The sequence below is a fragment of the Plantibacter sp. PA-3-X8 genome, assembly GCF_003856975.1.
Taxonomy (GTDB): domain Bacteria; phylum Actinomycetota; class Actinomycetes; order Actinomycetales; family Microbacteriaceae; genus Plantibacter; species Plantibacter auratus.
Genome location: NZ_CP033107.1, coordinates 631,799 through 654,738 on the forward strand (window position 1 = coordinate 631,799; position 22,940 = coordinate 654,738).

Below are 22,940 nucleotides of genomic sequence, written 5' to 3' on the forward strand. Positions count from 1 at the left end.
CCGAGGGATGTGAAGGACTTGTGAGCGATCGGTCCGGAGCCCGACCGCGCGCCGAGCCCGTGCCTAGGATCGGATCGTGACCAGAGTCTTGATCGTCGAGGACGATGCCCTGCAGTCGGAGCTCGTCCGCCGCTACCTCGAACGGGAGGGGCACGACGTGACCGTCCTGGCCGACGGTGCCGAAGCGCTCTCCGAGGTGCGTCGCTCCGCGCCCGACCTGCTCGTCCTCGACGTCATGCTCCCCGGGGCCGACGGCCTCACGGTCTGCCGCACGCTTCGCGAGGAGCAGTTCGACCTCCCGATCCTGCTCCTCACCGCACGCTCCACCGAGAACGACCTGCTACTCGGGCTCGAACTCGGTGCCGACGACTACCTCGCGAAGCCCTACAGCCCCCGCGAACTCGTCGCCCGGGTCCGAGCGCTGTTGCGACGAGCCCGCCGCACGGTGCCGGCCTCGACGGTCATCACCGTCGGAGACCTCGAGATCGACCCGGACCGGCATCGAGCCACCCTCGCGGATCGGCTGCTCGACCTCACGCGTGCCGAGTTCGACCTCCTCGAGGAGTTCGCCCTGCATCCCGGCATCGTCCTCAGCCGTGCCCGCCTGCTCGATCGTCTCCACGGGACCGACCGCTGGATCGGAGGCCGCACCATCGACACCCACGTGAAGAACCTCCGGGCCAAGATCGAGTCCGACCCACAGCAGCCCACCCGCCTCGTCACCGTCTACGGGGTCGGGTACGCCCTCCACGCGGGCTGAGCGAGGCCCGGACGCCTCGCGAGGATCGGCGCGGTGTGGCCTGGACCTCGCGAGGATGCCCTCGAGATCAGGTGTTGTTGAGGACGAGGTCGTGGATGTCGCGGCTGCGCAGGACGTTCGCCGCGTACCGCTCGGCGAGGGGCCCGGTCACGGGTTCGCTGACGATGAGGGGGCCCTGCTGTCGCCCATCGGCTGAGGCGATGGATCGCACGGTCACCACCGGGACTGGATACGGCTTCGACAGGATCCGGGCACCTTCGCCGAGCAGCAGGCCCCGCTCAGGGCGCCGGCACCGCCGCCGCGCCGAGTTGCACCGCCAGCTCCATGGAACGCACACGGGCCGGGGAGAAGTCGTAGGGCATGCTCCGGATGGTCTCCGCCGCGCTCCTCAGGCGGGAACCCGCTGCGGGCTCGGGGGCGGGCGCCGCGTCGGCGTCCTCGAGCGGGTGCAGCTCGTCCCAGGCGTCGAAGAGGGCGTCGTCCTCCTCCCCCTGTCCGGACTCCTCCATGACGTGCATGAGCGCGGTCTCGAAGGCATGTCGTTCGGCGGCCACCTGTGCCACCCGCGGGTCGTCGACCGCGACCGTGTCGTCCAGGGCCTCCTCGGCGGCGTCGACCCGGTCGGCTTCCGCTCGCAGTGCCGGATCGGCGGCCAGCGCCACGAAGCGGCCGGCCTGGACGGCGGCGCCGAGCGGACCGAAGACCCGCTCCGTGACCAGCAGGATGTCCAGGTCGTCCTGGCGCAGTGAGCCCTCCGGCGCGCCCTCGAGACGGCCGGAGACGAGGTCGTCGAGCAGTCCCAGTCGACTGCCGAGGGCCCGCATGCGCTGCACCGAGGCCCGCTTCGCTTGCAACTCGGCATCCTGCGCGGCGAGGGTGTCCTCGAGCCGAGCGAGGACACCTGCAACCTCGTCCTCGCCGTCGGCGCCACCCGGTGCGGCGCCGTCGAAGGCGTCGCGGATGTCGTCGAGGGCGATCCCGGCGTCGGCCATACGGCGGATCCAGAGCAACCGGATGATCTCCTCGGAGCCGTACCGACGGCGGCCGTCGCTGCCCCGTTCGCGCTCGGGCAGTAGGCCGACCTGGTGGTAGTGGCGGATCGTCCGGGGCGTGATGCCGACGAACGCCGCGGCGTCGCCGATCAGGACCTGACGGGGCGGGGTCGGGAACGGGTGCATGGGGCGGACCTCTCGGATCAGGACGGGATGGGATGTGCTTCAAGCAGACCACATGCCGCTGCGGCAGGAGCAAGCCGCAGCGCCTCAGCCGCCTGCTACGGGCGCGACCTGGCCGCTTTCTCGAGGAGACGACCGACGACCGCGAGTTCCCGCCGCGTGAGGCCGTTGAGTGGGCCGTGCAGGAGGACGACGTCGATCATCGACGCCCTGACGGCCCGTCCACGCTCAGACAGGGAGACCATCCGCTGACGGCGATCCGACGGGTGGGGCAGTCGCTCCACGAGCCCTCGCTGCTCGAGTTGTCCGTAGAGGAAGGTCGCGTTGGGAGGGGTGCAGTGCATGCGAGCCGCCAGCTCCTTCATCGCCAGGCTCTCCGCGTCCGGGTCGACCATCCACAACGCATACGCGGTGTTCATGGTGAGGTCGAGCTCGTCGAGCGCAGGCGTCACCGCCTCCGTCGTGCGGGCCGTGACGTCGAACGCCGCCAGGACGGCAGCAGCCATGTCGGCGGTTCTCGGATCCATGGGGTAACCGTACCAGTTCCTTCGACTCTTGAAGTGTTATGGTCTGGATATGATTCAATACTCGAAGCTTCAGACGTCCGCCGATCGGCTCGACTCCCGCGTCATCGCGGTCACCGGAGCCACCTCGGGCGTCGGGTACTTCATCGCCGAGCAGCTCGCCGAGCTCGGGGCGGCGGTCATCGTCATCGGACGCTCCGCGAATCGCGCACTCGCCGCGGTCGAGCTGCTGCCCCATCCTCATCGCCATCGCGTGCTGGTGGCGGACCTCGACGACGTCGACACCGTCCGCTCCGCAGGCGGGCGGTTGGCGGAGCTCGATCGCCTCGACGGGCTTGTACTGAACGCCGGTGTGGTCAGCCCTGATCGAACGCGCCGATCCGGGCCGTTCGGCGTCGATCACACCATGGGCGTGAACCACCTCGCTCACGCCGAACTCCTTCGCCTTGCTCTCCCGGCGCTCGAGCGGACGCCCGCCGCGCGGGTCATCCACCTGGGCAGCTTCGTCACCGAGAAGTATCCGTTCGACCCGACGGACTGGCTCTCCGTTCGCGACTACCGACCCCGCATCGCGTACACCAACTCCAAACATGCCGTGCAGCTGTTCGGGTTCGAGCTGGCCAGGCGACTCGAGGACCGCGGGCACTCGACCCGGTCGATCGTGGTGCACCCTGGAGCCGCCATCGACGCCCTGACCGTCGACCGGCCCGGAATCCATCAGCGCAGCGCACTCCAGCGTGCCGCAGGCGCCGTCCTCGGACCACTCTTCTCGCGAATCGTCGCCGGCAAACAGCACGCAGCGCAGTCGGCGGTGCTCGCCGTGACCGCTCCCGCCCTCCCGTCCATGGCGTACATCGGTCCAGAACGGCGTGAGGTCGGAATCCCGCGGATCGTGCCCGCACCGCCCATCAGCCTCGATCCGGAACTGGGTGCATTCATCTGGGACGAGACCGAGCGTCTCCTCGGCAGGCCCATCCTCACGGCGCGGGACTGACCCGGCGGCACTGCCCGGAGGTTCGTCGGGTGCTCCCTGCCGGCCAGTGGGCGGCCTGCCGCCGTGATGATGGGGAGCGGTCCCCATCTGCTCGGCGACACGGGACCAGTACTGTTTGGCCATGGGGAATCGCATCACAGTCGTCGGATTGAACCAGTGAGTCTCCGGGGCGCACCGCCAGAGCACGCGGAAGGCGCGACCACAACGCTGCGAGGAACCCCATGATCACGAGCATCGAGATACTCGGCACTGAGGAGCTGCTGCTGCAGCGGAACCCGCGCGCCGCAGCCGTGCACCAGGCGATCGTGGCTCGCGGCCGCGAAGCCGTGATCGCGCTGAACGAACGATTCGCCGACCCGTCGGACGATACGGCGATGAAGCGACTCGACACCGAGCTCGAGGCGATCGTCGAGCGGAGCGTCAGTGAGTACGTCCGTCAGACCAGTGGGCTGTTCAGTGCCGAGGACGTCGACCTGTGGACCGCGAAGATCACGCGGGTGCCCGGCACCTACGTCGGACGGGCGGCGGCCGTCGGCGTGCCCGGAGCCCTGCTGCTGATGGAGTCCGTGGAAGAGGCCGAGTCGGAGGAGAACAGCACCTTCGTCTCACTCGACGACACCCTTGCCAACATCGCGGGGTATTGCCAGTGCGGCTACGCCACGAGCCGCATCGTGCCCAGGCAACTGTGCCGCCTCTGCTCCGGCGGCGTGCTCATCGCGTGGAGGACCGAGGAGGACCAGGTCATCGCGACGGCCCCCAAGGTCCGTTCCGAGCTGCACGCAGTGTTCGAGGAGTTGCTCGACGAGCTCGCCACCATCCACCTCGCGACGGGCGACGCCTCGGCCGAGACCCCTGCGCGCCGTCGAGCGGGCAACGCCGGGATCACCCGGGTGAACGAGACCTATGCCGAGGAGATCGCGATGCTCGACCTCACGCGATGGCGGGAACTCAGCGATCTGAACCAGCTCAGCCAGATCACGGCGGTAACGGCTCACGCGAAGCACTGGTCGCAGTGGGGTCTCGGGTCGGCACGGTTGGCGATGTTGGCGATGCAGAGCGATCCGGAGATCCAGGCACGGATGCGCCGGATCGCCGGCAGCCGGCCCGCTCCGAAGCCCTCGCTGTTCGAGCGGCTCTTCTCCCGACGATGATGTCCGCGACGGCGACGATCGGACCGCGCGCGGCCGCCGTCGGCACCGGTCGCCTCCGCCGACGCAGCTCGGCCACACAGGAAGTGGTGTGACGTGTTCGTCCAGCCGACCCTTCGCGAACCCCGGCCGAGATCGCCACGCACCCGCCGCAGTAGGGCCGGCCGGATCGTCGTGCTCGTCCTCCTCATCGCCATGGCCTGCATCGCAGCGATGATCCTGTACTCCTGCTCGACGATGAGGATCGCCTCCTGGCGGGTGACACCGGCCCTCCAGGAGGTCGTCGGCGAACACGGCACCGTCTCGGCGTACGCGAAGGAATTCACCTACAGCTCCGGCTCGAGCTGCACCCTGTCGGTGGACCTCGACGAGGACATCACGGTCGATCAGACGGCGACGGTCCTGCAGTCACTCGCACCCACCGACCGCTTCGCACCCTGCGACATCAGCACCGTCGAAACGGCCGCCCGTTCGACAGTGTTCGCCGAGAACTGGAACACCATCTCGGACGACGGCTGGGTGTCGGTCGCCGAACACCTGGCCGGACCGGGGCCGATCACGCTGTACTTCGCCACCGACGCCCCCGCCCATCTGGACGCTTCCGAGCGGGGACGGTACACCGACTTCGTCGACCTGCTCCGCCAGCACACGACCGGCGACCGCCTCGAGGACACCGTCGGTCCCGTCCGATGGACCCTGACCTGGGACAGCGGCACCGGCGCCTACAAGGGCGTACGCATCACCACTGACGAGACACCACCCGCTGCACTCGCCGACTTCCTCGAAGCGCTCACCATCCCGTTCCAGGGATCATCGGGCCTGGACAGCATCATCTACACCGTCGCCGACGGCGAAACCACGCTCCACGCCAACCTCAGCAAACCGGATGACCAGGTCACCGCCGCCATCCAAGCGGCGTTCGCAGCCTCCGGACTACCCGGCGTACTGACGATCAACCCGCCAGCAGCCTGAGCCGTCCGAGCCGAACGCGCCGCCGCTGACCTCGGTCCAGGCGTAGGGACCAACCCGCCGGGCTAAGCGCTTCGGTCACTCATCCGGAGCCAGTCCGTGATGGTGTCAGCGACGTGGTCGAGGTCGGATTCGAGGAGGAAGTGTCCGCCGTCGACGAGCTCGACGCGAGCATCGGGGGCGTCGCGGATGAACGCTGTGGCACCGGCGGCGGCGAAGATCTCGTCGTGACGCCCCCAGATCGCGAGCACCGGTACCTGTGAGGTGCGGAGCCATTCGTGCACCGCGGGGTAGAGGTCCCGGTTGGTGGCGTAGTCGCGGAAGAGCGCCAGCTGCACGTCGTCCTGACCCGGACGGGCGAGGAGCGCGAGGTCGTGCTCCCAGGCGTCGGGGTCGACGGTCGTCACGTCCGGCACGCCGTGGGTGTACTGCCACTCGACGGCTTCCCGTCCGAGGGCAGGACGAAGCGCGTCGCGCGTCTCGGTGGTCCGTTCGGCGGCGTCGGCCCAGATCGGGTCCCAGAAGCTCGGCACGAAGCCTTCTTCGTATGCGTTGCCGTTCTGGGAGATGACCCCGACGACGGCAGTGGGGTCGTTGAGGGCCAGGCGCCAGCCGACCGGGGCGCCGTAGTCCTGGACGTAGATCGTGTACTGCGTCACGCCGATGGTCGAGAGGAACCGGCCGGTGACCCCTGCGAGGGCCGCGAAGGTGTACTCGAACTCGTCGACCGATGGGGTGGAGGAGCGACCGAAGCCGATGTGGTCCGGAGCGATGACGCGGTACTGGCCGGCAAGCGCCGGGATGAGGTGCCGGAACATGTGGGAGCTGCTCGGGTACCCGTGGAGGAGCAGGAGCACGGGAGCGTCTGCCGGGCCGGCCTCGCGGTAGAAGACGTCGAGCCCGTCGATCGAGACGGTGCGGTGGTGGACGGTGACCATTGCTAACCCCTTTAGATTATTTTACTGGTTAGTCAGACGGTAGCATGGATCCAGGGCGTCGGACGGCGCACGAGAACGGAGAACGATGCTTCGCGACGAGGAGCTGCTGCTGGGCCTGTTGAACAGTGCGCCGGTCGTCGAGGGCACCCCGACCGACCGTCTCGAGGGGGCGACCGGACGAGACCTGGCGCGCAGCTGGGGCGGCACGGGATCCGTGGACGAGGTGGCGCGCCTCCGACGTGCGAGACAGGCGCTGCAGACCATGGTCCGTGGAGATGACGGAGGAGCGATCAGAGACCTCGCGGGCATCCTCGACGATGCCGTGCGCACGCCGCGTATCACCCCGGATGGCGTGGTCTGGGAGCTTCAGGTCCCTGACGACGATCGCTTGGTGGCGGGGGTCGTGCTGGCGTGGTCGAGCGTGATCACGGAGTTCCCCGGGCGCCTCCGTGCCTGCGCGAACCACGAGTGCACGCAGTTCCTCGTCGACCACAGCCGGCCTGGCACCGCGAAGTGGTGCTCGATGGCGGTCTGCGGCAACCGGATGAAGGCGCGCACGCATGCGCGCCGCGCTCAGAGCTGAGCGGCCCGGCACACGCTCGGATCAGGACGAACGTCGTCTCGCGGCGTCACTTCGCGGCGGCAACATGAGTCCCTCTCAAGCTGACGGTAGGCGCACCAGGCTCGTTCCAGCGGAAGAGCACCAGATGCCAGAGCCCCGGGCGTTTTCGCGAGGGGTCGATCACGCCGTTCGCGCCGCCTGCCAGCAGGCGGTCGCGGACACTCCACGATGTCGGCGTGCCTCCGCCGGCGACGACGTCCTGCCATGGGGCCGCTGCGTCGGCGAGGTCGATGCCTGCCGACTCCAGCGCTCCCAGGTCGCGCAGGTCGACGATGCCGGACGCCTCGACATCGACCTCCACGATCTCGCGCGCCGCCGCCCGAGCATCCTGGTGTGCGATCATCGCGGCCTCGACGCCATCGATGGACGAGCTCAGGTAGAGCGTCGGCTCGTTCGCCCGCGAGTAGCGCCCGGCGGCACGCGATCCGGCGATCGCGAACTCGCGGAAGCTCGGGTCGACGGCGCGATAGAACGTGCCCCTCAGCGGTGGCGCGAAGGTCAGGTCGATACCGGTCACAACGCAAGCTTCTCACCGCGGAATGTCGCGCGCGACCCGATGTCAGCAGGTGATCGAGGGGTCAGGCGTGGGTTCCGCCGTCGATCCGGACCTCCGTGCCTGTGATGAACGCGCCGTCGGCGCTCGCGAGCATCGCGACGACGCCCGCGACGGCATCGGGTGAGGCGAAGCCTTCACCGAGCATGGGTTGGAGCTTCATCATGAGGCTGTAGTCGACGTCGTCCGGCAGGCCCGGACCCACGCTTTGACCGCTCATGCCCGTCCCGCTGGTCATCCCGGATGAGATGGAGCCCGGCTGGACGGAGGTGAACCGGATGCCATCCTTGGCGTACTCGGCGGCGAGCGCGTGCGTCATCGACTGCACGCCTCCCTTGCTCGCGGCGTACGCGGCCATGTAGGGATGGGCGAAGCCGGCGGATGTGGAGCTGAAGTTCACGACGGCAGCTCCAGTACCCCGCTGCAGGGCTGGAAGGGCCTCGCGGATCATGAGGAACGTCCCGGTGAGGTTGACGCGGATGATCTGTTGGAAGCTCTCCAGGCTGGTCGTCGCCGTGTGGGAGGAACGCAGGATGCCGGCCGCGTTGACGAGGACGTCGAGCCCGCCGAGGATTCCGACGGCCTCCTCCACGCCGCCACGGACCGATCCTTCGTCACCGATGTCGATGATCACCGGATGGAAGCGTTCGAGGTCAAAGCCTGCCTTCGACGCGGTGTCCGCCAGGCCTGTGTCGCTGATGTCCGCGGCGACGACCGTCCCGCCTTCCGCGAGGATCCGCAGGGTCGTCGCCTGTCCGATACCGGAGCCTGCCCCGGTGATGAGGACTCGCCTGTCGTCGTATCTGTTCATGTGTGCCTCCATCGGCGTCGTCGTTCTCCGGATGTTCTGTGGCCGGCTGACCGGCGAGCCCTGACCGCCAGGCGGCGGCACCCTCGTCATCGTGCGGCACCCGCAGCGGATCGCGACAACTGCATCATCTGCTCGAGGGACTCCTCGGGGATGGCGCCCTGGACGAATGCGAGGAACTGCTGCATGGGCATGGATTCGACCATCTTGAGCTGGTCGGGGTTCTCCGCGGCCTGCTGGGCCTGCTCCGCGGTCATCCCCGCGGACATGCCCTGCATGAGCAAGGGTCCGACCTCGGGGTGACCGAACCAGTCGCCGACCGTGGACGCCAGGGTGAGTTCGCGGACGATCGTGTCTCCGCTCAGCGTCACGGCCGTCTCGCGGGTGATGGTGGCGGCGTCCGAGCCGACCTGGATCAGGTGGTCGCCGGCGGTGACGACCCACCGGTCGAGCTCGATGTCCCAGTAGGCGAAGGCGCGCCGATCGAGCCGCAGCGTGACCGTGGTGCTCTCGCCGGCACCGAGGTCGACCTTCGCGAAACCGCGCAGCTCTCGAACCGGGCGGCGCACCGGCGCCGGTGCCGGGGCGACGTAGAGCTGGACGACGTGCTTGCCAGTGCGCTCACCGGTGTTGGTCACGGTGACGTCGACCTCGACCTCGGCGTCACCGACGACCCGGGCGACGACGCTCTCGGTGGAGAACGTGGTGTAACTGAGTCCGTGACCGAACGGGTACCGCACCGGCACCTCCGCCGAGGTGTAGTACCGGTACCCGACGAAGACGCCTTCGCCGTACCGCACGTGGCCCTGCTCGCCGGGGAAGTTCACCCAGCTGGGGGTGTCTTCCAAACGGAGCGGGATCGATTCCGCCAGGTGGCCGGACGGGTTGACCCGGCCGAACAGCACATCCGACATGGCTGAGCCGCTCGCCTGACCGAGCAGCCACCCTTCCAGGATCGCATCGACCTCGTCGTGCCAGCCTTCGAGCGAGACGACGCCTCCATTCGAGAGCAGAACGACGGTCTTCGCCGCTGTCGCTGCGACGGCGTGGATGAGATCGACCTGCGCGGCCGGGAGGGCGAGGGTGTCGCGGTCGAACCCTTCGGACTCGTCGCGGTCTCCCAGCCCGACGAACAGCACGGCGACGTCCGCACGGGCGGCGACGGCGACCGCTTCGTCGAGGAGCGCGGCGGTGTCACCGGAGCCGTCCTCGGTGAACCCGGTCGCGTGCTCGATGGTCACCCCCTCCGCCCACGACTGGTCGCGGATGGCGTCGAGGGCGGTGTCGACGCGGGTGGCGTTGATGTGGGAGCTGCCGCCTCCCTGATACCGGGGCGTGGTCGCGAAGGCGCCGAGCACGGCGATGCGGGTGTCCGGCCGGATGGGGAGGGTGGACTCATCGTTCTTGAGCAGCACGATCGAATCCGCCGCGACCTGTCGGGCCAGCGTGTGGTGGCCGTCCACGTCGAGATCACCGGTGGCATCGCTTGCCAGCTCGGTGAGCGCCACGACCCTGCGGACGGATTCGTCCACGAGCTCTTCGTCGAGTCGCCCGGCCAGCACGGCGTCGACGATCTGCTGGTCGGTGGCTCCTCCACTGCCGGGCATCTCCAGGTCCATCCCGGCTGCCACACCTGCGACGCGGTCACTGACGGCGCCCCAATCGGAGACCACCGCGCCCTCGAAGCCCCAATCGGTGCGCAGGATGTCCGTGAGCAGCCATCGGTTGTGGGAGGCGTAGACCCCGTTGATCTTGTTGTACGAACACATCACGGTGGCGGGCCTGGCCTCCCGGACGACTCGTTCGAAGGCCGGGAAGTAGATCTCCCGGAGGGTGCGCTCGTCCACGTTTGCGCTGATGCGCATCCGTTCGTGTTCCTGGTTGTTCGCGGCGAAGTGCTTGACCGAAGCCCCCACCCCCGTCTCCTGCATCGCGGTGACGTGAGCGGCGCCGAGCACTCCGGAGAGGTGAGGGTCCTCGGAGTAGTACTCGAAGTTCCGGCCGCACAGCGGGCTGCGTTTGATGTTCACCCCTGGTCCGAGGACGACGGAGACTCCGAACGCCCGTGCTTCCCGGCCGACGGCGGCACCCACCTGTGCGGCGAGCTGCGGGTCCCAGCTGCTGCCCACCGCCACGGCGAGGGGGAAGCACGTCGATGGCAGGCTGTCGTTGATGCCGAGGTGGTCGGCGTCACCGGCCTGGCGTCGCACGCCGTGGGGTCCGTCGGTGAGGACGATCGACGGGATGCCCGCGTCGGACAGGCTCTTCGTGGACCAGAAGTCGGCGCCGGAGAGGAGGGCTGCCTTCTGCGCGAGGGTCAGTGCTGATGGATCGAACGTCATGCTGATGCTCCAGTGGTTGCGGCGTCGAGGGACGCTTCGATGTCGGTCTTCAGTTCCTCGGATGCGCCCGGGATGTAGTCCAGGAGGGTTCTGATGGACAGGGCCGCGGCGCCGGGGTCGTCGCCGTCCAGCGGCACGCCAGGGACGTGTCGGCCGAACGCGTCGGTGAACAGGCGCCAGGCGTTCGGATCGGCTGCGATCTCGCCCAGGGTCGAGTCCAAGTTGTACGAACCGCCCTGGCCCGCGTCCTCCACGGGGTAGTTCCACTCGTGCGACCCGGCAGCGATCTCGAACGCCGCCGCATCCGGGTGCAGCGGGAGCTCGACCACGGCGGTCGTGCCGTCCGGGATCGTGACGAGCACGCGGCCCTCACCGTCGACGATCCGCCAGTCGACGAGCACGTCGCCGTGCGTGGTGGTGTGTCTGAGCACTGCGGAAGTGACACCGCGGCCAGGCCGGGGCGCGATGCGCATTCTGGAGTAGCCGGGCTCGACCGGGGTGAGGCCGCCGATCGTGCGGTGCATCCAGTCGACGACGGCGCCGAGCGCGTAGTGGTTCAGGGAGGTCATGCCGGACGGGTTGATCGAGCCGTCGGGACGGATCGAGTCCCATCGCTCCCAGACGGTCGTGGCCCCCATGGTCACGGGGTACAGGAACGACGGGCAGCCCGTCTCCAGGAGGAGCAGGTAGGCCGCATCGAGGTGGCCGGTCGAGGACAGGGCGTCGGTGACCAACGGAGTGCCGGCGAATCCGGTCGAGATGCGGTAGCCGGCCTTCGCGACGATCGCTGCGAGCCGGTCCCCCGCGTGTGCCCACTGGGACTCGTCGAGGATGTCGAACGCGATCGCCAGCGCGTAGGCGGTCGCGGTCTCGTCGACCACTCGCCCGTTCGCGCTGACGTATTCGTTCAGGAAGGCGGTCCGCACGCGCTCGGCCAGCGCTCGGAACTCCGCTGCATCGTCGGGCCGCTCGAGGACGCCGGCGGTGTCGGCCATCTCCCGAGTGGTTCGGCAGAGATAGGCCGCGGCGACCAGGTGCCGATCGGTCTTCCCGCCGGCCGGGTTGTCCGCCGGCGCATCGGGGTCGAGCCAGTCCCCGTACTGGAATCCACTGCTCCACAGCCCGTTCTCGTCGAGCAGATCGGCGACCTGGCGGATGAATGCGGTCATCGAGGGGTAGGCCTCCGCGAGGATCCGCGGGTCGCCGTACTCCCGATACAGCGTCCAGGGCAGACTGACGGCCACGTCGCTCCACAGGGCGGTCGGCGATGACGGGGTCGACAGGACGTCGGGGACGACCCAGGGCACGAAGCCCCGCGCCGCTTGCTCGGCGGCGAGGTCGCGCAGCCAGGACCCGAGCACGCCGCGGACGTCGTAGAGGAATGCGGCGGAGGGCGCGAAGGCGTTGATGTCGCCGGTCCAGCCCAGCCGTTCGTCCCGCTGCGGGCAGTCGGTGGGTACGCCGACGAAGTTGTCGCGCATCGACCAGACGGCGTTCGCGTGGAGTTGGTTCAGCAGCGGATCGGACGTCTCGAGCCACCCGGTGCGCCGCATGTCGGAGTGCACGACGATCGCTCGGACCGCATCGGCGGTGAGTTCCCCGGGCCACCCGTCGACCTGCACATACCGGAAGCCGTGGAACGTGAAGCGCGGTTCCCACACCTCGGGGCGACCACCGCTCAAGGTGTACCGGTCCGTCGCCCGCGCTGTGCGGATCGTCTCGTAGTCAGGCTCGCCGTCGGTCATGACCTCTGCGTGGCGGAGCGCGATGGTCGTGCCGGCGGGGCCCGTGACCTGCAGTCGCACCCATCCGGAGATGATCTGGCCGAAGTCCAGCACGGTGAGACCAGTGGGTGTGGTGAGGATGTCCACCGGCGCGAGCTCCTCGATGCGCCGGATCGGCGGGGCGATGGGTTCGACGAGGGACTCCTGCGGCCAGTCCATCAGGGACACACCATCCCAAGCACTGTCGTCGAAGCCCGGCGCGTCCCACCCTGATGGCTCCAGGCGCGCGTCGAACTCTTCACCGTCGTAGATGCTGTCGGTCAGCCCCCCACCGGTGCTGGATCGGAAGGTGTCGTCGCTCACGATCACCTCGGTGCTGCCGTCGGCGTATTCGAGCTCGAGCTGCAACCAGCCGGCGGGTCGCTCCGAGTAGTGGTGGCGCTTGCCCTCCCACCCGAGTCGCCCCAGCGCCCACCCCTCGCCCAAGACGGCACCGATCACGTTGCCGCCTATGCGGATGCGATCGGTCACCTCGTGGCTGCTCACCACGAGGCGGTGACGATAGGACGTCCAGCCCGGAGTGAGGACCTCATCACCGACCACTGATCCGTTGAGGTGAGGTTCGATCAACCCCACGGCGGTGACTCGCAGTGTCGCGGCAGCAGGCTGTCTCGTGAGCGTGAATTCCTTGCGAAGGTACGCGGCAGGGCCCTCGGGCGCTGGACTGGGGGTGGCTGAAGTGATGAAGGACGCGGTCCAGGTCGACATGGTGGCTCCTCGAGCGGTGGTGACGGGCTATCGGACGGATCGGATTCTCAGGACCACGAGCCCTCCGAGCAGGGTGAACGCTGCGGCGATGATGTAGAGCAGTGTGTAGTTCTTACCGCCGCCGGCGGTCACGCCGATCGCGAGGAAGACGGGCGCGATGAACGGCGCGACAGCTTGCGGGATCGACACGGCGAAGCCGATGATCCCCATGTACCGCCCGGCGTTGGTGGCCTTCTCCGGCAGGACGTCCAGGATCAGCGCCTGATCGACCGCGGCGAACATCCCGATGCCGACCGACGTGATCAGCGACCCGGTGTACAGCACCGGGACGTCGGAAGCCAGGGCCATCACGATCGCGCCGACGGCGAACAGCACGGCGCCGAGGAGGACGAAGACGCGTCGGCGGCGGACCTTGTCCGAGAGGAACCCGCCCCCGATCGCCCCCAGGGTCGTCGCTCCGATCCCGAACAGGCCGAGGGTGGCGATGATCGGTGCGACCTCGGTCACCTCGACGCCGAGCCGTGAGGCGAAGAAGAACGCGGTGAAGGTCGTGTTCAGGGTGAGACCGAAGTAGAAGAGGAACCGCCCCAGCCAGACCAGCGAGAAGTCCGGGAACCGCCGCGGGTTGTACAGATACTTACTGAACAAGGTCTTCGGCGAGAGCCGCTCATCGAAGCGGGCCCCCCGCGTGTCCGGTTCCCGCGTGAAGAGCACGAACATGGCGACGAAGATCACTCCGACGAGCCCCGGGAGCAGGAAGAGGAGCAGAGCGTTCCCGGAGAACGACCCGGCGATCACGACACCGAACACCGGTGCCACCTGGGTCGCGAACCCCGCGAGTCCGGCGACCTTGCCACGCTGTGTTTCGGACAGCTTGTCCGCCATCGACGTCTGCAGGTTCTGCAGCACCTGACCCCAGCCGATCTGCGCGAGAACCCAGCCGAAACCGAGCACCAACACGGATGGAGCGAGCGCCATCACCACGAGGGAGACCACACCCAACACCGTGCCCGCGATCATGAACGGACGACGACGCCCGATCCGCGTACGCGTGCGGTCGCTGAGCACCCCGAACAGCGGAGCGGTGAGCATCACGACGAGGGCCCCCGACCCGGTGATGTAGCCGAGGTACTCGTCGCGGCCGGGAGCGAGTTCCGAGAGCCGGATCGCCAGGGAGATCGCCAGCGGAGTGATGAAGGCGACGAAGACGCCGAACTGCCCCAGTACCTGGAACCAGATGTAGGACGGGCTCGCCTGCGGTTCGACCCGGCTGGGTGCGCTGTCGATGACCTCCTCGACGGCTGCCGGCGCTGCAGGGAACGGCTGGGCGGGGGCAGCGGACGCTCGCGGCGTCTCGTTGCGTGGGGGCTCGTGTGTCATGGGGACTCCGTTGTCGAAATGGCGCCGGGTAGCGCGCGCTAGTTCTGCACTCTAGTCCGATCGAACTAGCACGCGCAAGCACAAGTACGGCAGAGTGGTCCGGTGAGCGATCCCCTCGTGAAGAAACGCCCAACGGCCGCCGACGTCGGACGCGAAGCCGGAGTGTCGCGCGCGACCGTCGGGTTCGTCTTCAACCAGACCGCCGGACAGACGATCTCGTCGAGTACCCGCGCACGCGTGTTGGAGGCGGCCGAGCGGATCGGCTACCGGCCGCACGCCGGAGCGCAGGCACTCGCTCGAGGGGCGAGCCGCATCGTCCTCCTCGTCCTCCCCGACTGGCCTGTCGGCGCGAGCATGCAGCGGTTGATCGAGGCAGCCAGCAGCGTGCTCGACGATGCGGGGTACACCCTGGTGACGTATACGCCTCGCCGCGAAAGCGCCGTTCGGCCACTGTGGGAGCTGCTCGAGCCGGAGGTCGTGATGGGGTTCGCCCCGTTCACGCCGGAGCAACTCGTGAGCATGCGCGCTCAGGGCATCAATCACATCTTCCCCGACGACATCGGCGGCAGCGCCTCACCCGAAACGGGACCTGCCGAGCAACTCAGGTTCCTGCACGGCCTCGGACACCGCCGCATCGCTTATGCCTCGACGGCTGATCCCCGGCTGACTGATCTCGCCAGCGTGCGCGTCCAGGCAGCTCAGCAGCACGAGCAACGACACGACCGGGTTCCACTCGACGTGCGGACACTGGCCGGGCAGGACGATGCGATCGAAGCGGTCCGTGACTGGCGCGCCGCCGGAGTCACCGCCGTAGCCGCCTACAACGACGACGTCGCGGCCCTCATCGTGGGAGCGGCTCTGCGACTCGGCCTCAGCGTGCCGAACGATCTCTCCGTGATCGGCCACGACGACGCACCGATCGCAGCCCTCTTCGTCCCCTCCCTGACGACCGTGCGCCGCAACGAAGAAGCCGACGGCGCGAACTTCGCAGCCGTCGCGATCGCCCAAGCCAGCGGGACCGACCTGCCGGATCTCTCCGAAGCGGTCCTGGAACAGGTCATCGTCCGTGACTCCTGCGCCGCGATACCCGCCTCGGACCAGCTCGTTCGCTGAACGGCGGGCGACCTCGCGAAACGCGGTCCTACCTACATGTGAACGCGCACGCAAAGTGTCGCCACGGTCCCGCTGAATCAGCGGGTTTCCAACGTAAAGTGTCCCCGGCGTTTCCAACACAAAGTGTCGCTCCGAACATGCCCGCGTGATTCCGCGGATCTGAGGACGGGCTGGGGGCATTTGGTGGCGCCCTCCGCCGAGGCCCGGCCTGGAGTGACCGGTCTGCATAGTTGTCGCGCTCGACAGTAGCGCGGCCCCACACTCACCGTCAGGATGTGTGCCGCGACATCGCAGATCTTCGCTCGAACTCGACGGCCCTGAAACACCTAGACCGTTGACCCCAACCCGCCGAGCCACGTAGTGGTTCACCGGCAACCGTCCTGCAACTCGTTGTTCATGGGGCGTCTCGCGGGTCATCCTCTAGGAGGCCGCGAACGCTCCTCCTCCTCCGTTCCGCTAACGGTTGCGCCGGACAACGAAGGCGACTAACCGCTATTTGATGGAACCGAGAGCAGTCGCATCCAGGCGCCTGCAGGGCCGCGACTGGAGTGAAGCACGATTCGTTTCCCCGGGGCTAGCTGGTGGCAGGCACCATGTTGAGTTCGTCGGCTTCTTCTTCCGTGACGATTCCGACGAGCTCGGCTATCTTCACGGCAATGTCCTCCATTGGCTCTTCGGCCGTGCTGAATCCACCGCGCGACGCAAGGGTGGGGGTGACTTGATCGAGCTCCTCGAATGTCACACCGTGCATGACCGGGACGAGGATTTGCGATGGGACATTGGACATCGCCCCGCCTCCTTCGGTCAGGAACAGCCCCGTGGCGAGCGTGCTCTATCGCACGTCGCCTTCGGTGAAGGTCAACCGGGCGTGGAATATGACATCTTCACCTGGAAGACATAAGACAGCTACTTGTGAACGCGCACGCAAAGTGTCAAGCAGTGCGCCCCGCGTGGGGTGCTCATGGGCGCCTCCTCTCGAGCTCTACGCCGCTTGGATCCGGTACTCAGGCGACGAGGTTCTGCTGGGCCCACTCCCGGAGCGTTGTAGTCGGGATCGACCGGCGCTCGTTAAACGTGTCGCTCTTGTCCCAGGCTACGCCTCGCCCCTGCGCGAACACGGCGCGGTACTTCCGGGTCATGTTGTCTGGGTCGTTCGCCAGCTCGTTCATAAGCGACGACTCTGTCCAAACTGCAAGTTCGAACGGACGACCAAGGACTGCTTCCAGGGTTTCAGCGACCTGGCGATACGTGATCGTGTCGCCTGCTACGTAGACGATCTCGTTGCGGATCCGGGGCTCCTCGAACAGAATCTCCGCCGTGAGTGCACCGATGTCTTCCGGCGTGGTCACCGTGACCGCGGTGTCGGGGCTGCCGAGCGCGTTGACGGTGTGGTTCGTCAGGTCGACCATTCCTGAGCCTGGCTCGAAGAGGTAGTTCATGAACATGCCGGTGGAGATGATCACCCACTCGGTGTCGTGCTGCGCCCTGAGCAGATCTCGCACGTCGAGTTGCGAGTCGAAAATGTCCTGTGGACTGCCACGCCCGATCACATCGAAGTCGACGCCGAACTGCCACGGGAAGTACCGCGGAATCTTCGCCTGCAAAGCGGCCTGTGCGACTTTCATCGGAGTTTCAACGCCGGCTGTGATCCCGGTGCAGCCGATCACGGTGTCATATTCCGCGAAGATGGCCGCGAGTTCATCGATTGACTGCCCAACGAGATCCCCTTGAACGATGCCGACTCCCAAAGCGCGGATCTCAGCGACGTTGCGCTGCTTCGCGGGAGTGGTGGAGTCGATCGTGTTCGACCGCAGGAGCACATCGACGGACGCTTCCAGAGCTGGTGAGGCGCGCCTCACGACGTTGCGGAGGACAGGCATGCCGAGTTCTCCTGCTCCGATGACGAGAATGTTCCGCGAGGGGGCGCTGGAGGCGGTCGCCGACATAGGTGTGTCCTTCCTTTGGTCGCCCAACGGTTGGGCGCCCATCATGTCAGCCAGCGTAAAGTTTGACACCAGTGTCAATGTCAACTCCGGGTGCGGTGAAGGGATGGCTGAAGGATGAAGATCGGTGAAGCGGCTGCTGTGGTCGGCGCTCCGACGCGCATGCTGCGCTACTACGAACAACAAGGACTGATCCAGTCGACGCGATCGGCGAACGGCTACCGCGAGTACTCCGACGAGCAGGTCGAACACGCCCGCCATGTCCGCGCCCTGGTCCAAGCCGGCTTGTCCACACGCATGATCAAAATCGTTTTGGACATCGAAGCACCACAGCCGGGACAGCAGTCTGCCTCGTGCAGTCGCGCATTGGCGGAGGATCTGGCACGAGAATTGCGCGTCGTGGAAGACAGGATCGTGTGTCTTGAGAAAAGCCGTGACGCGGTCATCCACTACCTCCAGCACACCGACCACGCCGATCTGCTGTCGCCCGCGCGGCCCTGAACCGTCGCTGCCAGAGGAATCCCGGCGCACGGTGCAGACACTGATCGAGCGCTGAACTAACCGCGGCGTGAAGTTAGTATGGAGTCCCGTGGCGAATACTCGAAGCAACGGAACCAGCACCCCGCCCTCGATCTCAGCTCCCAGAGTGACGAAACAGATCTTCGTCACGGGCGGGGTCGTCTCCTCGCTCGGCAAAGGCCTGACGGCGGCCAGCCTCGGCAACCTGCTCACGGCCCGGGGTATCAACGTCGTGATGCAGAAGCTCGACCCGTACCTCAACGTCGACCCGGGAACGATGAATCCGTTCCAGCACGGTGAGGTCTTCGTGACCGACGATGGAGCCGAGACGGATCTCGACATCGGGCACTACGAACGCTTCCTTGGCATCAACCTCAACCAGGGCGCGAATGTCACGACCGGCCAGGTCTACTCGACGGTCATCGCGAAGGAGCGCCGCGGCGAGTACCTCGGGGACACCGTCCAGGTCATCCCGCACATCACCGACGAGATCAAGCGCCGCATGCGGTTGCAAGCTTCCGATTCCCCCCAGCCCGACGTCATCATCACCGAGGTCGGCGGCACGATCGGCGACATCGAGTCCCAGCCGTTCATCGAGGCGGCCCGACAGGTGCGTCACGAGCTCGGCCGTGACAACGTCTTCTTCGTACACATCTCCCTCGTGCCGTACATGGGCACTTCTGGTGAGCAGAAGACCAAGCCAACACAGCATTCGGTGGCACAGCTCCGCTCCCTTGGAATCCAACCTGACGCGCTCGTCCTGCGCAGCGACCGTCCAGTCAGCGGGTCGAACAAGACGAAGATCGCCCTGATGTGCGACGTCGACGAAAACGCCGTGGTGAACGCCATAGACGTGCCGTCGATCTATGACCTACCGACGCTGCTCCATGACCAGAGCCTCGACCAGGTCATCATCGACGCACTGCAGCTCGACGCGCATGACATGGACTGGTCGGCTTGGAAGCCGGTTCTTGATGCCGTGCACGAGCCGGAGGGGGATGTCACCATCGCCCTGGTCGGCAAGTACATCGACTTGCCAGATGCGTACCTGTCCGTCACCGCAGCCCTCCGGGCGGGCGGCTTCGCACACCGCACCACGGTGAATCTGAAGTGGATCGCTTCGGACGACTGCATCACAGCGGAGGGCGCCGCGGAGCAGCTCGGCGACGTGGACGGCATCTGCGTGCCCGGCGGGTTCGGTGTGCGCGGCATCGAGGGCAAAGTCGGAGCGCTGAAATTCGCTCGCGAACAGGGCATCCCGACGCTTGGCCTGTGCCTCGGGATGCAGTGCATGGTCATTGAATACGCCCGCCACGAAGCCGCCCTGCCGGAGGCCTCGAGCACCGAATTCGACCCGGAGACATCGACCCCGGTCATAGCGACCATGGCCGCGCAGGTCGACATCATCGCGACGGGCGAGCTGGGTGGCACGATGCGCCTTGGGCTCTATCCGGCTTCGTTCACGACGGGCTCTCTAGCCGCCGACCTGTACGGCGCTGTGACAGCATCCGAGCGGCACCGTCACCGCTACGAGGTCAACAACACCTACCGCGATCAGATCGCGGCGGCCGGACTGGCCTTCTCCGGCACATCACCTGACGGCACCCTCGTCGAGTACGTCGAGCTCGACCGCGGCGTGCACCCGTTCTACATCGGCACCCAGGCACATCCTGAACTCCGCTCTCGCCCGACCAACCCACACCCCTTGTTCGCAGGACTGGTCGGCGCGGCCATGACGAGGCGTGACTCATCCAGACTCTTCACTCGAGAAGTCGAGTCAGAACAGATCCAAGCGTGATGATCCTCTGCAAGGACACCCACCCGACTGTCGTGCTCGACACGAGCGGCACCTTTCCCTCCGCTCGGATCCGCACCAGCCGGATGGCCGAGTCCGTACGTGGCTCGCTCGTCCCGCGAGGCCCACATCGCCCACGCGAAGAACGCTCTAGGTTCGAGTGACCGCTCCCATTCCCCACCTCACCGCGGCGAACCTCGCCGTCGTCGCTCAGGCCAGCAGTCGGGACAGCCGCTCAGAATGAGCACCCTATTCGAGGGCATCTGGCGTCGCGGTGAAGAGCGCCCGGTGATCCCCTCGATCCCAACCAGACAGCCCATACGGATGGCCACCGCAGGCCGCATCAAGTCCGACGGTCGTTGCTAGCCGGGCGCCGGGGTGGTCAGTGCTTCATGGGTGCACTGACCACCCGTCGTGCTCACCGGGCCGTGAGATTCACGTACTGCGGCGGAAGGCCCGCCGCCGCAGCGCGCACGGTGATCGTCCCGGGGCCGGTTGGACGGATGATGGCCAGTGCCCGTCCGTCGTAGGTGGTCCTTGTCGCCGCCGCGAACTCTTCGATGCTGTCCGGCTGGGCGCTGCCGAAGCCGGCGAGGATTCCGGGGCCCTCGATCTCCACCGAGACGGCGGTGGCGACGTCAGTCGCGATCGTCCCCGTCTCGTCGGAGAGTTCGACGCTGAGATACGCGAGATCTCCGCCGTCAGCTGTCAGTTCGGTGCGATCTGGCGTGAGGGCCAACTGGATGATGTCGCTGCGAGTGCGGAGCGTGCTGCTGCCGATCTCGATCCCGTCTCGTATGGCGATCGCCGTGAGCTCACCCGGCTGGTATTCGGTGTCGAATTTCGCGATGCACGCCTTGTGGACGCCGACCTGAGCACGACCGATGATCGTGCCGTTGAGGCGGAGTTCGACTTCGTCGGCATCGCTGTAGACGTCGACCTTGATCGGTGATCCTGGCGGGACGGCCCAGCTCCAGCTGCTGATGGCGTCATCCCAGGACCAGCCGCCCACGAAGACTTCGCGTCCATGATGTTCGGGGCGCTGGACAGCGATGTATGGTTCGTCTCGCAGTCCCCAGATCGTCTCTTGCCAGAACGAGACGGGGCGACGATTCCCGAGGATGTCGATCGTGCCGGATTGGGCGAGCATCCAGGGATAGGGGGAGCTCGTGCCTGTCGGCACATCAGCGTCGTCCGGGTAGACCGGTCGACCGATGCTCGCTTCCCCGATGTAGTCCCAAGCGGTCCAGGCGAAGTCACCGATCACCGTCGGGTGCTGCTCGACCAGCGGCCAGATCCGGTCGAGCGCGCGCGGGAAGGTCTCGGATCCTACGAGGATGCGGTTCGGGTGATGCTCGGCGTCGATCGCGTAGCGGGCTTCGGCGTAGTTGATCCCACTGACGTCGAGCTGCGACTGGGATTCTTCGATTCGATCGGAGACCAACGCCGTGGAGCCGAGCGTGTTCATCATGTCTTCCATCGACCCCATGAGCGCGTTGATGTTCATCGGGGTGTCGCCCGAGGCCATCTGTGCGGCGAAGACGTCCATGGTGGCGACCATGCCGTTGATGGCATTGGTGATGAGTCGCGAGTCGTCGAGCGAGCGCACTTTCTCTGCAAGCGCCCGACCCCAAGTAGATCCGATAGCGCTGCCGGTCTCGAAGATCTCGTTGCCGGTCGAGTACATGATGACGCTGGGATGGTTGAAGTCCTTGGCGACCATCGACTCGACGTCTCGTTCCCACCATTCGGGGAAGTCGAGCGAGTAGTCGAAAGCGGTCTTGCTCTTCGTCCATACGTCGGACACTTCGTCCCAGACGAGGAGTCCGTGGCGGTCACAGGCTTCCAGAAACGCGCGGCTGATGTTGTTGTGGGAACTACGGACGGCGTTGTAGCCCGCCGCCTTGAGCAGTTGCACGCGACGCTCCTCCGCGCGCGGGTGGGCTGCACTGCCGAGCGGGCCGTTGTCGTGGTGGATGCAGCCACCCCGAAGCTTCACCGAGCGCCCGTTGATCCGCAGACCATGCACCGGATCGACGGTGACGGATCGTACACCGAAGACGGATTCGTCCTCATCGAGCAGGGTGTCGCCCTCTCGCACCCGAGTGTGCGCGGTGTGCAGTCGCGGGTCGTCGACATTCCAGAGTGCTGGCTCGGAGAGGTAGTGACGGAGGTGCACTCGTCCAGTCGTCCCGGGGAGCAGGGTGATCGGCGCGGTCTGCAGGCTGAGCACCACATCGGCATCGTCGCGGATCTCTGTTTCGACCCGGACGGTGCGCGTGTGACGGGTCTCGTTGGCGACCTCGACGGTGGTGATCACGGATGCCAGGTCGGGCTCGATGACGGGGGTGGTGATGCGCACACCATCGAGCGGGATGTGCACCGGCTCGGCGGTGACGAGCCACACGTTGCGATAGAGACCGGCGCCGGCGTACCACCGGCTGTCTTCGTGGGTACGGACCTCGACGCTGATGGTGTTCGCCTCACCGAACCGGAGAAACGGGTCCAGCGCAACGGAGAACCCGACGTACCCGTTCGGGCGCTGAGCGGCGAAGTCGCCGTTGACGTACACGACAGCATCACGGTAGGCACCCTCGATGTCGAGGACGACGCTCTGATCACGCCATTGGGCCGGCACATCGATGGTCTTGGTGTACTCGAGGTGCGCGCTCGGGTAGTAACCGGTGTGACTGCCATTGGGGCTGTCTGCGGACCGCGGCAGGTCTCGGAGGCCATCGTGCGGGAGCGTGACGGCCGTCTTGGCTGATCCGCCGCTGAAGGCGTCGAAGGGTGAACCCTTGTGACCGACGGTCCAGTCGCTGTTGAAGGGTGTACGGATCATGCGAGTGCCTTTCTGGCGATGTG

Annotated in this window: 20 protein-coding genes; 8 read left to right on the forward strand and 12 right to left on the reverse strand. The window is 67.0% G+C overall.

Annotated elements, in window-relative coordinates; all coding sequences use genetic code 11:
* The first annotated feature begins 76 nt into the window (after nucleotides 1-76).
* Nucleotides 77-760: a response regulator transcription factor gene (locus tag EAO79_RS03115; protein WP_206428274.1), complete on the forward strand. Its 684-nt coding sequence runs from the start codon at nucleotides 77-79 to the stop codon at nucleotides 758-760.
* A 67-nt stretch (nucleotides 761-827) separates the two neighbouring features.
* On the opposite strand, the gene EAO79_RS19005 is transcribed toward EAO79_RS03115, so the two are convergent.
* The 3 genes from EAO79_RS19005 to EAO79_RS03125 all read right to left on the reverse strand — a co-directional run bounded on the left by EAO79_RS19005 (nucleotide 828) and on the right by EAO79_RS03125 (nucleotide 2,462).
* Nucleotides 828-977: a hypothetical protein gene (locus EAO79_RS19005; protein WP_164486883.1), complete on the reverse strand. Its 150-nt coding sequence runs from the start codon at nucleotides 975-977 to the stop codon at nucleotides 828-830.
* Between the two features lie 61 nt (nucleotides 978-1,038).
* Nucleotides 1,039-1,938, reverse strand: coding sequence for a MerR family transcriptional regulator (locus EAO79_RS03120; protein ID WP_124767755.1), 900 nt, complete (start codon nucleotides 1,936-1,938; stop codon nucleotides 1,039-1,041).
* Between the two features lie 95 nt (nucleotides 1,939-2,033).
* On the reverse strand, nucleotides 2,034-2,462 hold the full coding sequence (locus EAO79_RS03125; RefSeq protein ID WP_124767756.1) for a MarR family winged helix-turn-helix transcriptional regulator: 429 nt from the start codon (nucleotides 2,460-2,462) through the stop codon (nucleotides 2,034-2,036).
* Between the two features lie 49 nt (nucleotides 2,463-2,511).
* On the opposite strand from EAO79_RS03125, the gene EAO79_RS03130 reads away from it, so the two are divergent.
* From EAO79_RS03130 to EAO79_RS03140, 3 genes are all read left to right on the forward strand, one after another.
* Nucleotides 2,512-3,453 (forward strand): SDR family NAD(P)-dependent oxidoreductase, encoded by a 942-nt coding sequence (locus tag EAO79_RS03130; RefSeq protein WP_124767757.1) that lies wholly within the window; start codon nucleotides 2,512-2,514, stop codon nucleotides 3,451-3,453.
* A gap of 221 nt (nucleotides 3,454-3,674) precedes the next feature.
* On the forward strand, nucleotides 3,675-4,604 hold the full coding sequence (locus EAO79_RS03135) for a hypothetical protein (protein ID WP_124767758.1): 930 nt from the start codon (nucleotides 3,675-3,677) through the stop codon (nucleotides 4,602-4,604).
* Between the two features lie 171 nt (nucleotides 4,605-4,775).
* Nucleotides 4,776-5,573, forward strand: coding sequence for a hypothetical protein (locus EAO79_RS03140; protein ID WP_124767759.1), 798 nt, complete (start codon nucleotides 4,776-4,778; stop codon nucleotides 5,571-5,573).
* 62 nt (nucleotides 5,574-5,635) lie between these two features.
* On the opposite strand, the gene EAO79_RS03145 is transcribed toward EAO79_RS03140, so the two are convergent.
* Nucleotides 5,636-6,508 carry an alpha/beta fold hydrolase gene (locus tag EAO79_RS03145; RefSeq protein WP_124767760.1) on the reverse strand — a complete coding sequence of 291 codons (873 nt, stop codon included), beginning with the start codon at nucleotides 6,506-6,508 and terminating at the stop codon, nucleotides 5,636-5,638.
* Nucleotides 6,509-6,593: 85 nt separating this feature from the next.
* Between EAO79_RS03145 and EAO79_RS03150 the strand changes: the two genes are divergently transcribed.
* The gene (locus tag EAO79_RS03150; RefSeq protein ID WP_124767761.1) at nucleotides 6,594-7,091 is read left to right on the forward strand and encodes a CGNR zinc finger domain-containing protein; all 498 of its coding nucleotides are present in this window, start codon (nucleotides 6,594-6,596) and stop codon (nucleotides 7,089-7,091) included.
* 46 nt (nucleotides 7,092-7,137) lie between these two features.
* Here the strand turns inward: EAO79_RS03150 and EAO79_RS03155 are convergent, their stop codons facing one another.
* The 5 genes from EAO79_RS03155 to EAO79_RS03175 all read right to left on the reverse strand — a co-directional run bounded on the left by EAO79_RS03155 (nucleotide 7,138) and on the right by EAO79_RS03175 (nucleotide 14,705).
* Complete coding sequence (locus tag EAO79_RS03155; protein ID WP_241160971.1) at nucleotides 7,138-7,647, reverse strand: RES family NAD+ phosphorylase; 510 nt, start codon at nucleotides 7,645-7,647, stop codon at nucleotides 7,138-7,140.
* Between the two features lie 61 nt (nucleotides 7,648-7,708).
* Nucleotides 7,709-8,494 carry an SDR family NAD(P)-dependent oxidoreductase gene (locus EAO79_RS03160; RefSeq protein WP_124767762.1) on the reverse strand — a complete coding sequence of 262 codons (786 nt, stop codon included), beginning with the start codon at nucleotides 8,492-8,494 and terminating at the stop codon, nucleotides 7,709-7,711.
* 86 nt (nucleotides 8,495-8,580) lie between these two features.
* Nucleotides 8,581-10,833: a glycoside hydrolase family 3 C-terminal domain-containing protein gene (locus EAO79_RS03165; protein ID WP_124767763.1), complete on the reverse strand. Its 2,253-nt coding sequence runs from the start codon at nucleotides 10,831-10,833 to the stop codon at nucleotides 8,581-8,583.
* Nucleotides 10,830-13,325, reverse strand: a complete 2,496-nt coding sequence (locus tag EAO79_RS03170) for an alpha-L-rhamnosidase (protein WP_124767764.1) — start codon at nucleotides 13,323-13,325, stop codon at nucleotides 10,830-10,832. The genes EAO79_RS03165 and EAO79_RS03170 overlap by 4 nt, the downstream gene beginning before the upstream one ends.
* Before the next feature lie 27 nt (nucleotides 13,326-13,352).
* Nucleotides 13,353-14,705 carry an MFS transporter gene (locus EAO79_RS03175; RefSeq protein ID WP_124767765.1) on the reverse strand — a complete coding sequence of 451 codons (1,353 nt, stop codon included), beginning with the start codon at nucleotides 14,703-14,705 and terminating at the stop codon, nucleotides 13,353-13,355.
* 102 nt (nucleotides 14,706-14,807) lie between these two features.
* Here EAO79_RS03175 and EAO79_RS03180 point away from each other — a divergent pair, with 102 nt between their 5' ends.
* Nucleotides 14,808-15,818 carry a LacI family DNA-binding transcriptional regulator gene (locus tag EAO79_RS03180; protein WP_124767766.1) on the forward strand — a complete coding sequence of 337 codons (1,011 nt, stop codon included), beginning with the start codon at nucleotides 14,808-14,810 and terminating at the stop codon, nucleotides 15,816-15,818.
* A gap of 574 nt (nucleotides 15,819-16,392) precedes the next feature.
* Here EAO79_RS03180 and EAO79_RS03185 read toward each other — a convergent pair.
* Together EAO79_RS03185 and EAO79_RS03190 are read right to left on the reverse strand one after the other, a co-directional pair.
* Nucleotides 16,393-16,605 (reverse strand): hypothetical protein, encoded by a 213-nt coding sequence (locus EAO79_RS03185; RefSeq protein ID WP_079706120.1) that lies wholly within the window; start codon nucleotides 16,603-16,605, stop codon nucleotides 16,393-16,395.
* A gap of 217 nt (nucleotides 16,606-16,822) precedes the next feature.
* Nucleotides 16,823-17,764, reverse strand: a complete 942-nt coding sequence (locus EAO79_RS03190; RefSeq protein ID WP_124767767.1) for an aromatic alcohol reductase — start codon at nucleotides 17,762-17,764, stop codon at nucleotides 16,823-16,825.
* A gap of 114 nt (nucleotides 17,765-17,878) precedes the next feature.
* On the opposite strand from EAO79_RS03190, the gene EAO79_RS03195 reads away from it, so the two are divergent.
* Nucleotides 17,879-18,262, forward strand: coding sequence for a MerR family transcriptional regulator (locus EAO79_RS03195; protein WP_056781292.1), 384 nt, complete (start codon nucleotides 17,879-17,881; stop codon nucleotides 18,260-18,262).
* A 145-nt stretch (nucleotides 18,263-18,407) separates the two neighbouring features.
* Nucleotides 18,408-20,078: a CTP synthase gene (locus EAO79_RS03200; protein ID WP_124767768.1), complete on the forward strand. Its 1,671-nt coding sequence runs from the start codon at nucleotides 18,408-18,410 to the stop codon at nucleotides 20,076-20,078.
* A 415-nt stretch (nucleotides 20,079-20,493) separates the two neighbouring features.
* Here EAO79_RS03200 and EAO79_RS03205 read toward each other — a convergent pair whose 3' ends face one another.
* On the reverse strand, nucleotides 20,494-22,917 hold the full coding sequence (locus EAO79_RS03205) for a glycoside hydrolase family 2 TIM barrel-domain containing protein (protein WP_124767769.1): 2,424 nt from the start codon (nucleotides 22,915-22,917) through the stop codon (nucleotides 20,494-20,496).
* Between the last annotated feature and the right edge of the window lie 23 nt (nucleotides 22,918-22,940).

Excerpts from the sequence above, each read along its gene's own strand:
- EAO79_RS03120 (WP_124767755.1), bottom strand. The coding sequence starts at position 1,938 with ATGCACCCGTTCCCGACCCCGCCCCGTCAGGTCCTGATCGGCGACGCC.
- EAO79_RS03125 (WP_124767756.1), bottom strand. The coding sequence starts at position 2,462 with ATGGATCCGAGAACCGCCGACATGGCTGCTGCCGTCCTGGCGGCGTTC.
- EAO79_RS03130 (WP_124767757.1), top strand. The coding sequence starts at position 2,512 with ATGATTCAATACTCGAAGCTTCAGACGTCCGCCGATCGGCTCGACTCC.
- EAO79_RS03135 (WP_124767758.1), top strand. The coding sequence starts at position 3,675 with ATGATCACGAGCATCGAGATACTCGGCACTGAGGAGCTGCTGCTGCAG.
- EAO79_RS03145 (WP_124767760.1), bottom strand. The coding sequence starts at position 6,508 with ATGGTCACCGTCCACCACCGCACCGTCTCGATCGACGGGCTCGACGTC.
- EAO79_RS03150 (WP_124767761.1), top strand. The coding sequence starts at position 6,594 with ATGCTTCGCGACGAGGAGCTGCTGCTGGGCCTGTTGAACAGTGCGCCG.
- EAO79_RS03160 (WP_124767762.1), bottom strand. The coding sequence starts at position 8,494 with ATGAACAGATACGACGACAGGCGAGTCCTCATCACCGGGGCAGGCTCC.
- EAO79_RS03165 (WP_124767763.1), bottom strand. The coding sequence starts at position 10,833 with ATGACGTTCGATCCATCAGCACTGACCCTCGCGCAGAAGGCAGCCCTC.
- EAO79_RS03170 (WP_124767764.1), bottom strand. The coding sequence starts at position 13,325 with ATGTCGACCTGGACCGCGTCCTTCATCACTTCAGCCACCCCCAGTCCA.
- EAO79_RS03175 (WP_124767765.1), bottom strand. The coding sequence starts at position 14,705 with ATGACACACGAGCCCCCACGCAACGAGACGCCGCGAGCGTCCGCTGCC.
- EAO79_RS03185 (WP_079706120.1), bottom strand. The coding sequence starts at position 16,605 with ATGTCCAATGTCCCATCGCAAATCCTCGTCCCGGTCATGCACGGTGTG.
- EAO79_RS03190 (WP_124767767.1), bottom strand. The coding sequence starts at position 17,764 with ATGTCGGCGACCGCCTCCAGCGCCCCCTCGCGGAACATTCTCGTCATC.
- EAO79_RS03195 (WP_056781292.1), top strand. The coding sequence starts at position 17,879 with ATGAAGATCGGTGAAGCGGCTGCTGTGGTCGGCGCTCCGACGCGCATG.
- EAO79_RS03205 (WP_124767769.1), bottom strand. The coding sequence starts at position 22,917 with ATGATCCGTACACCCTTCAACAGCGACTGGACCGTCGGTCACAAGGGT.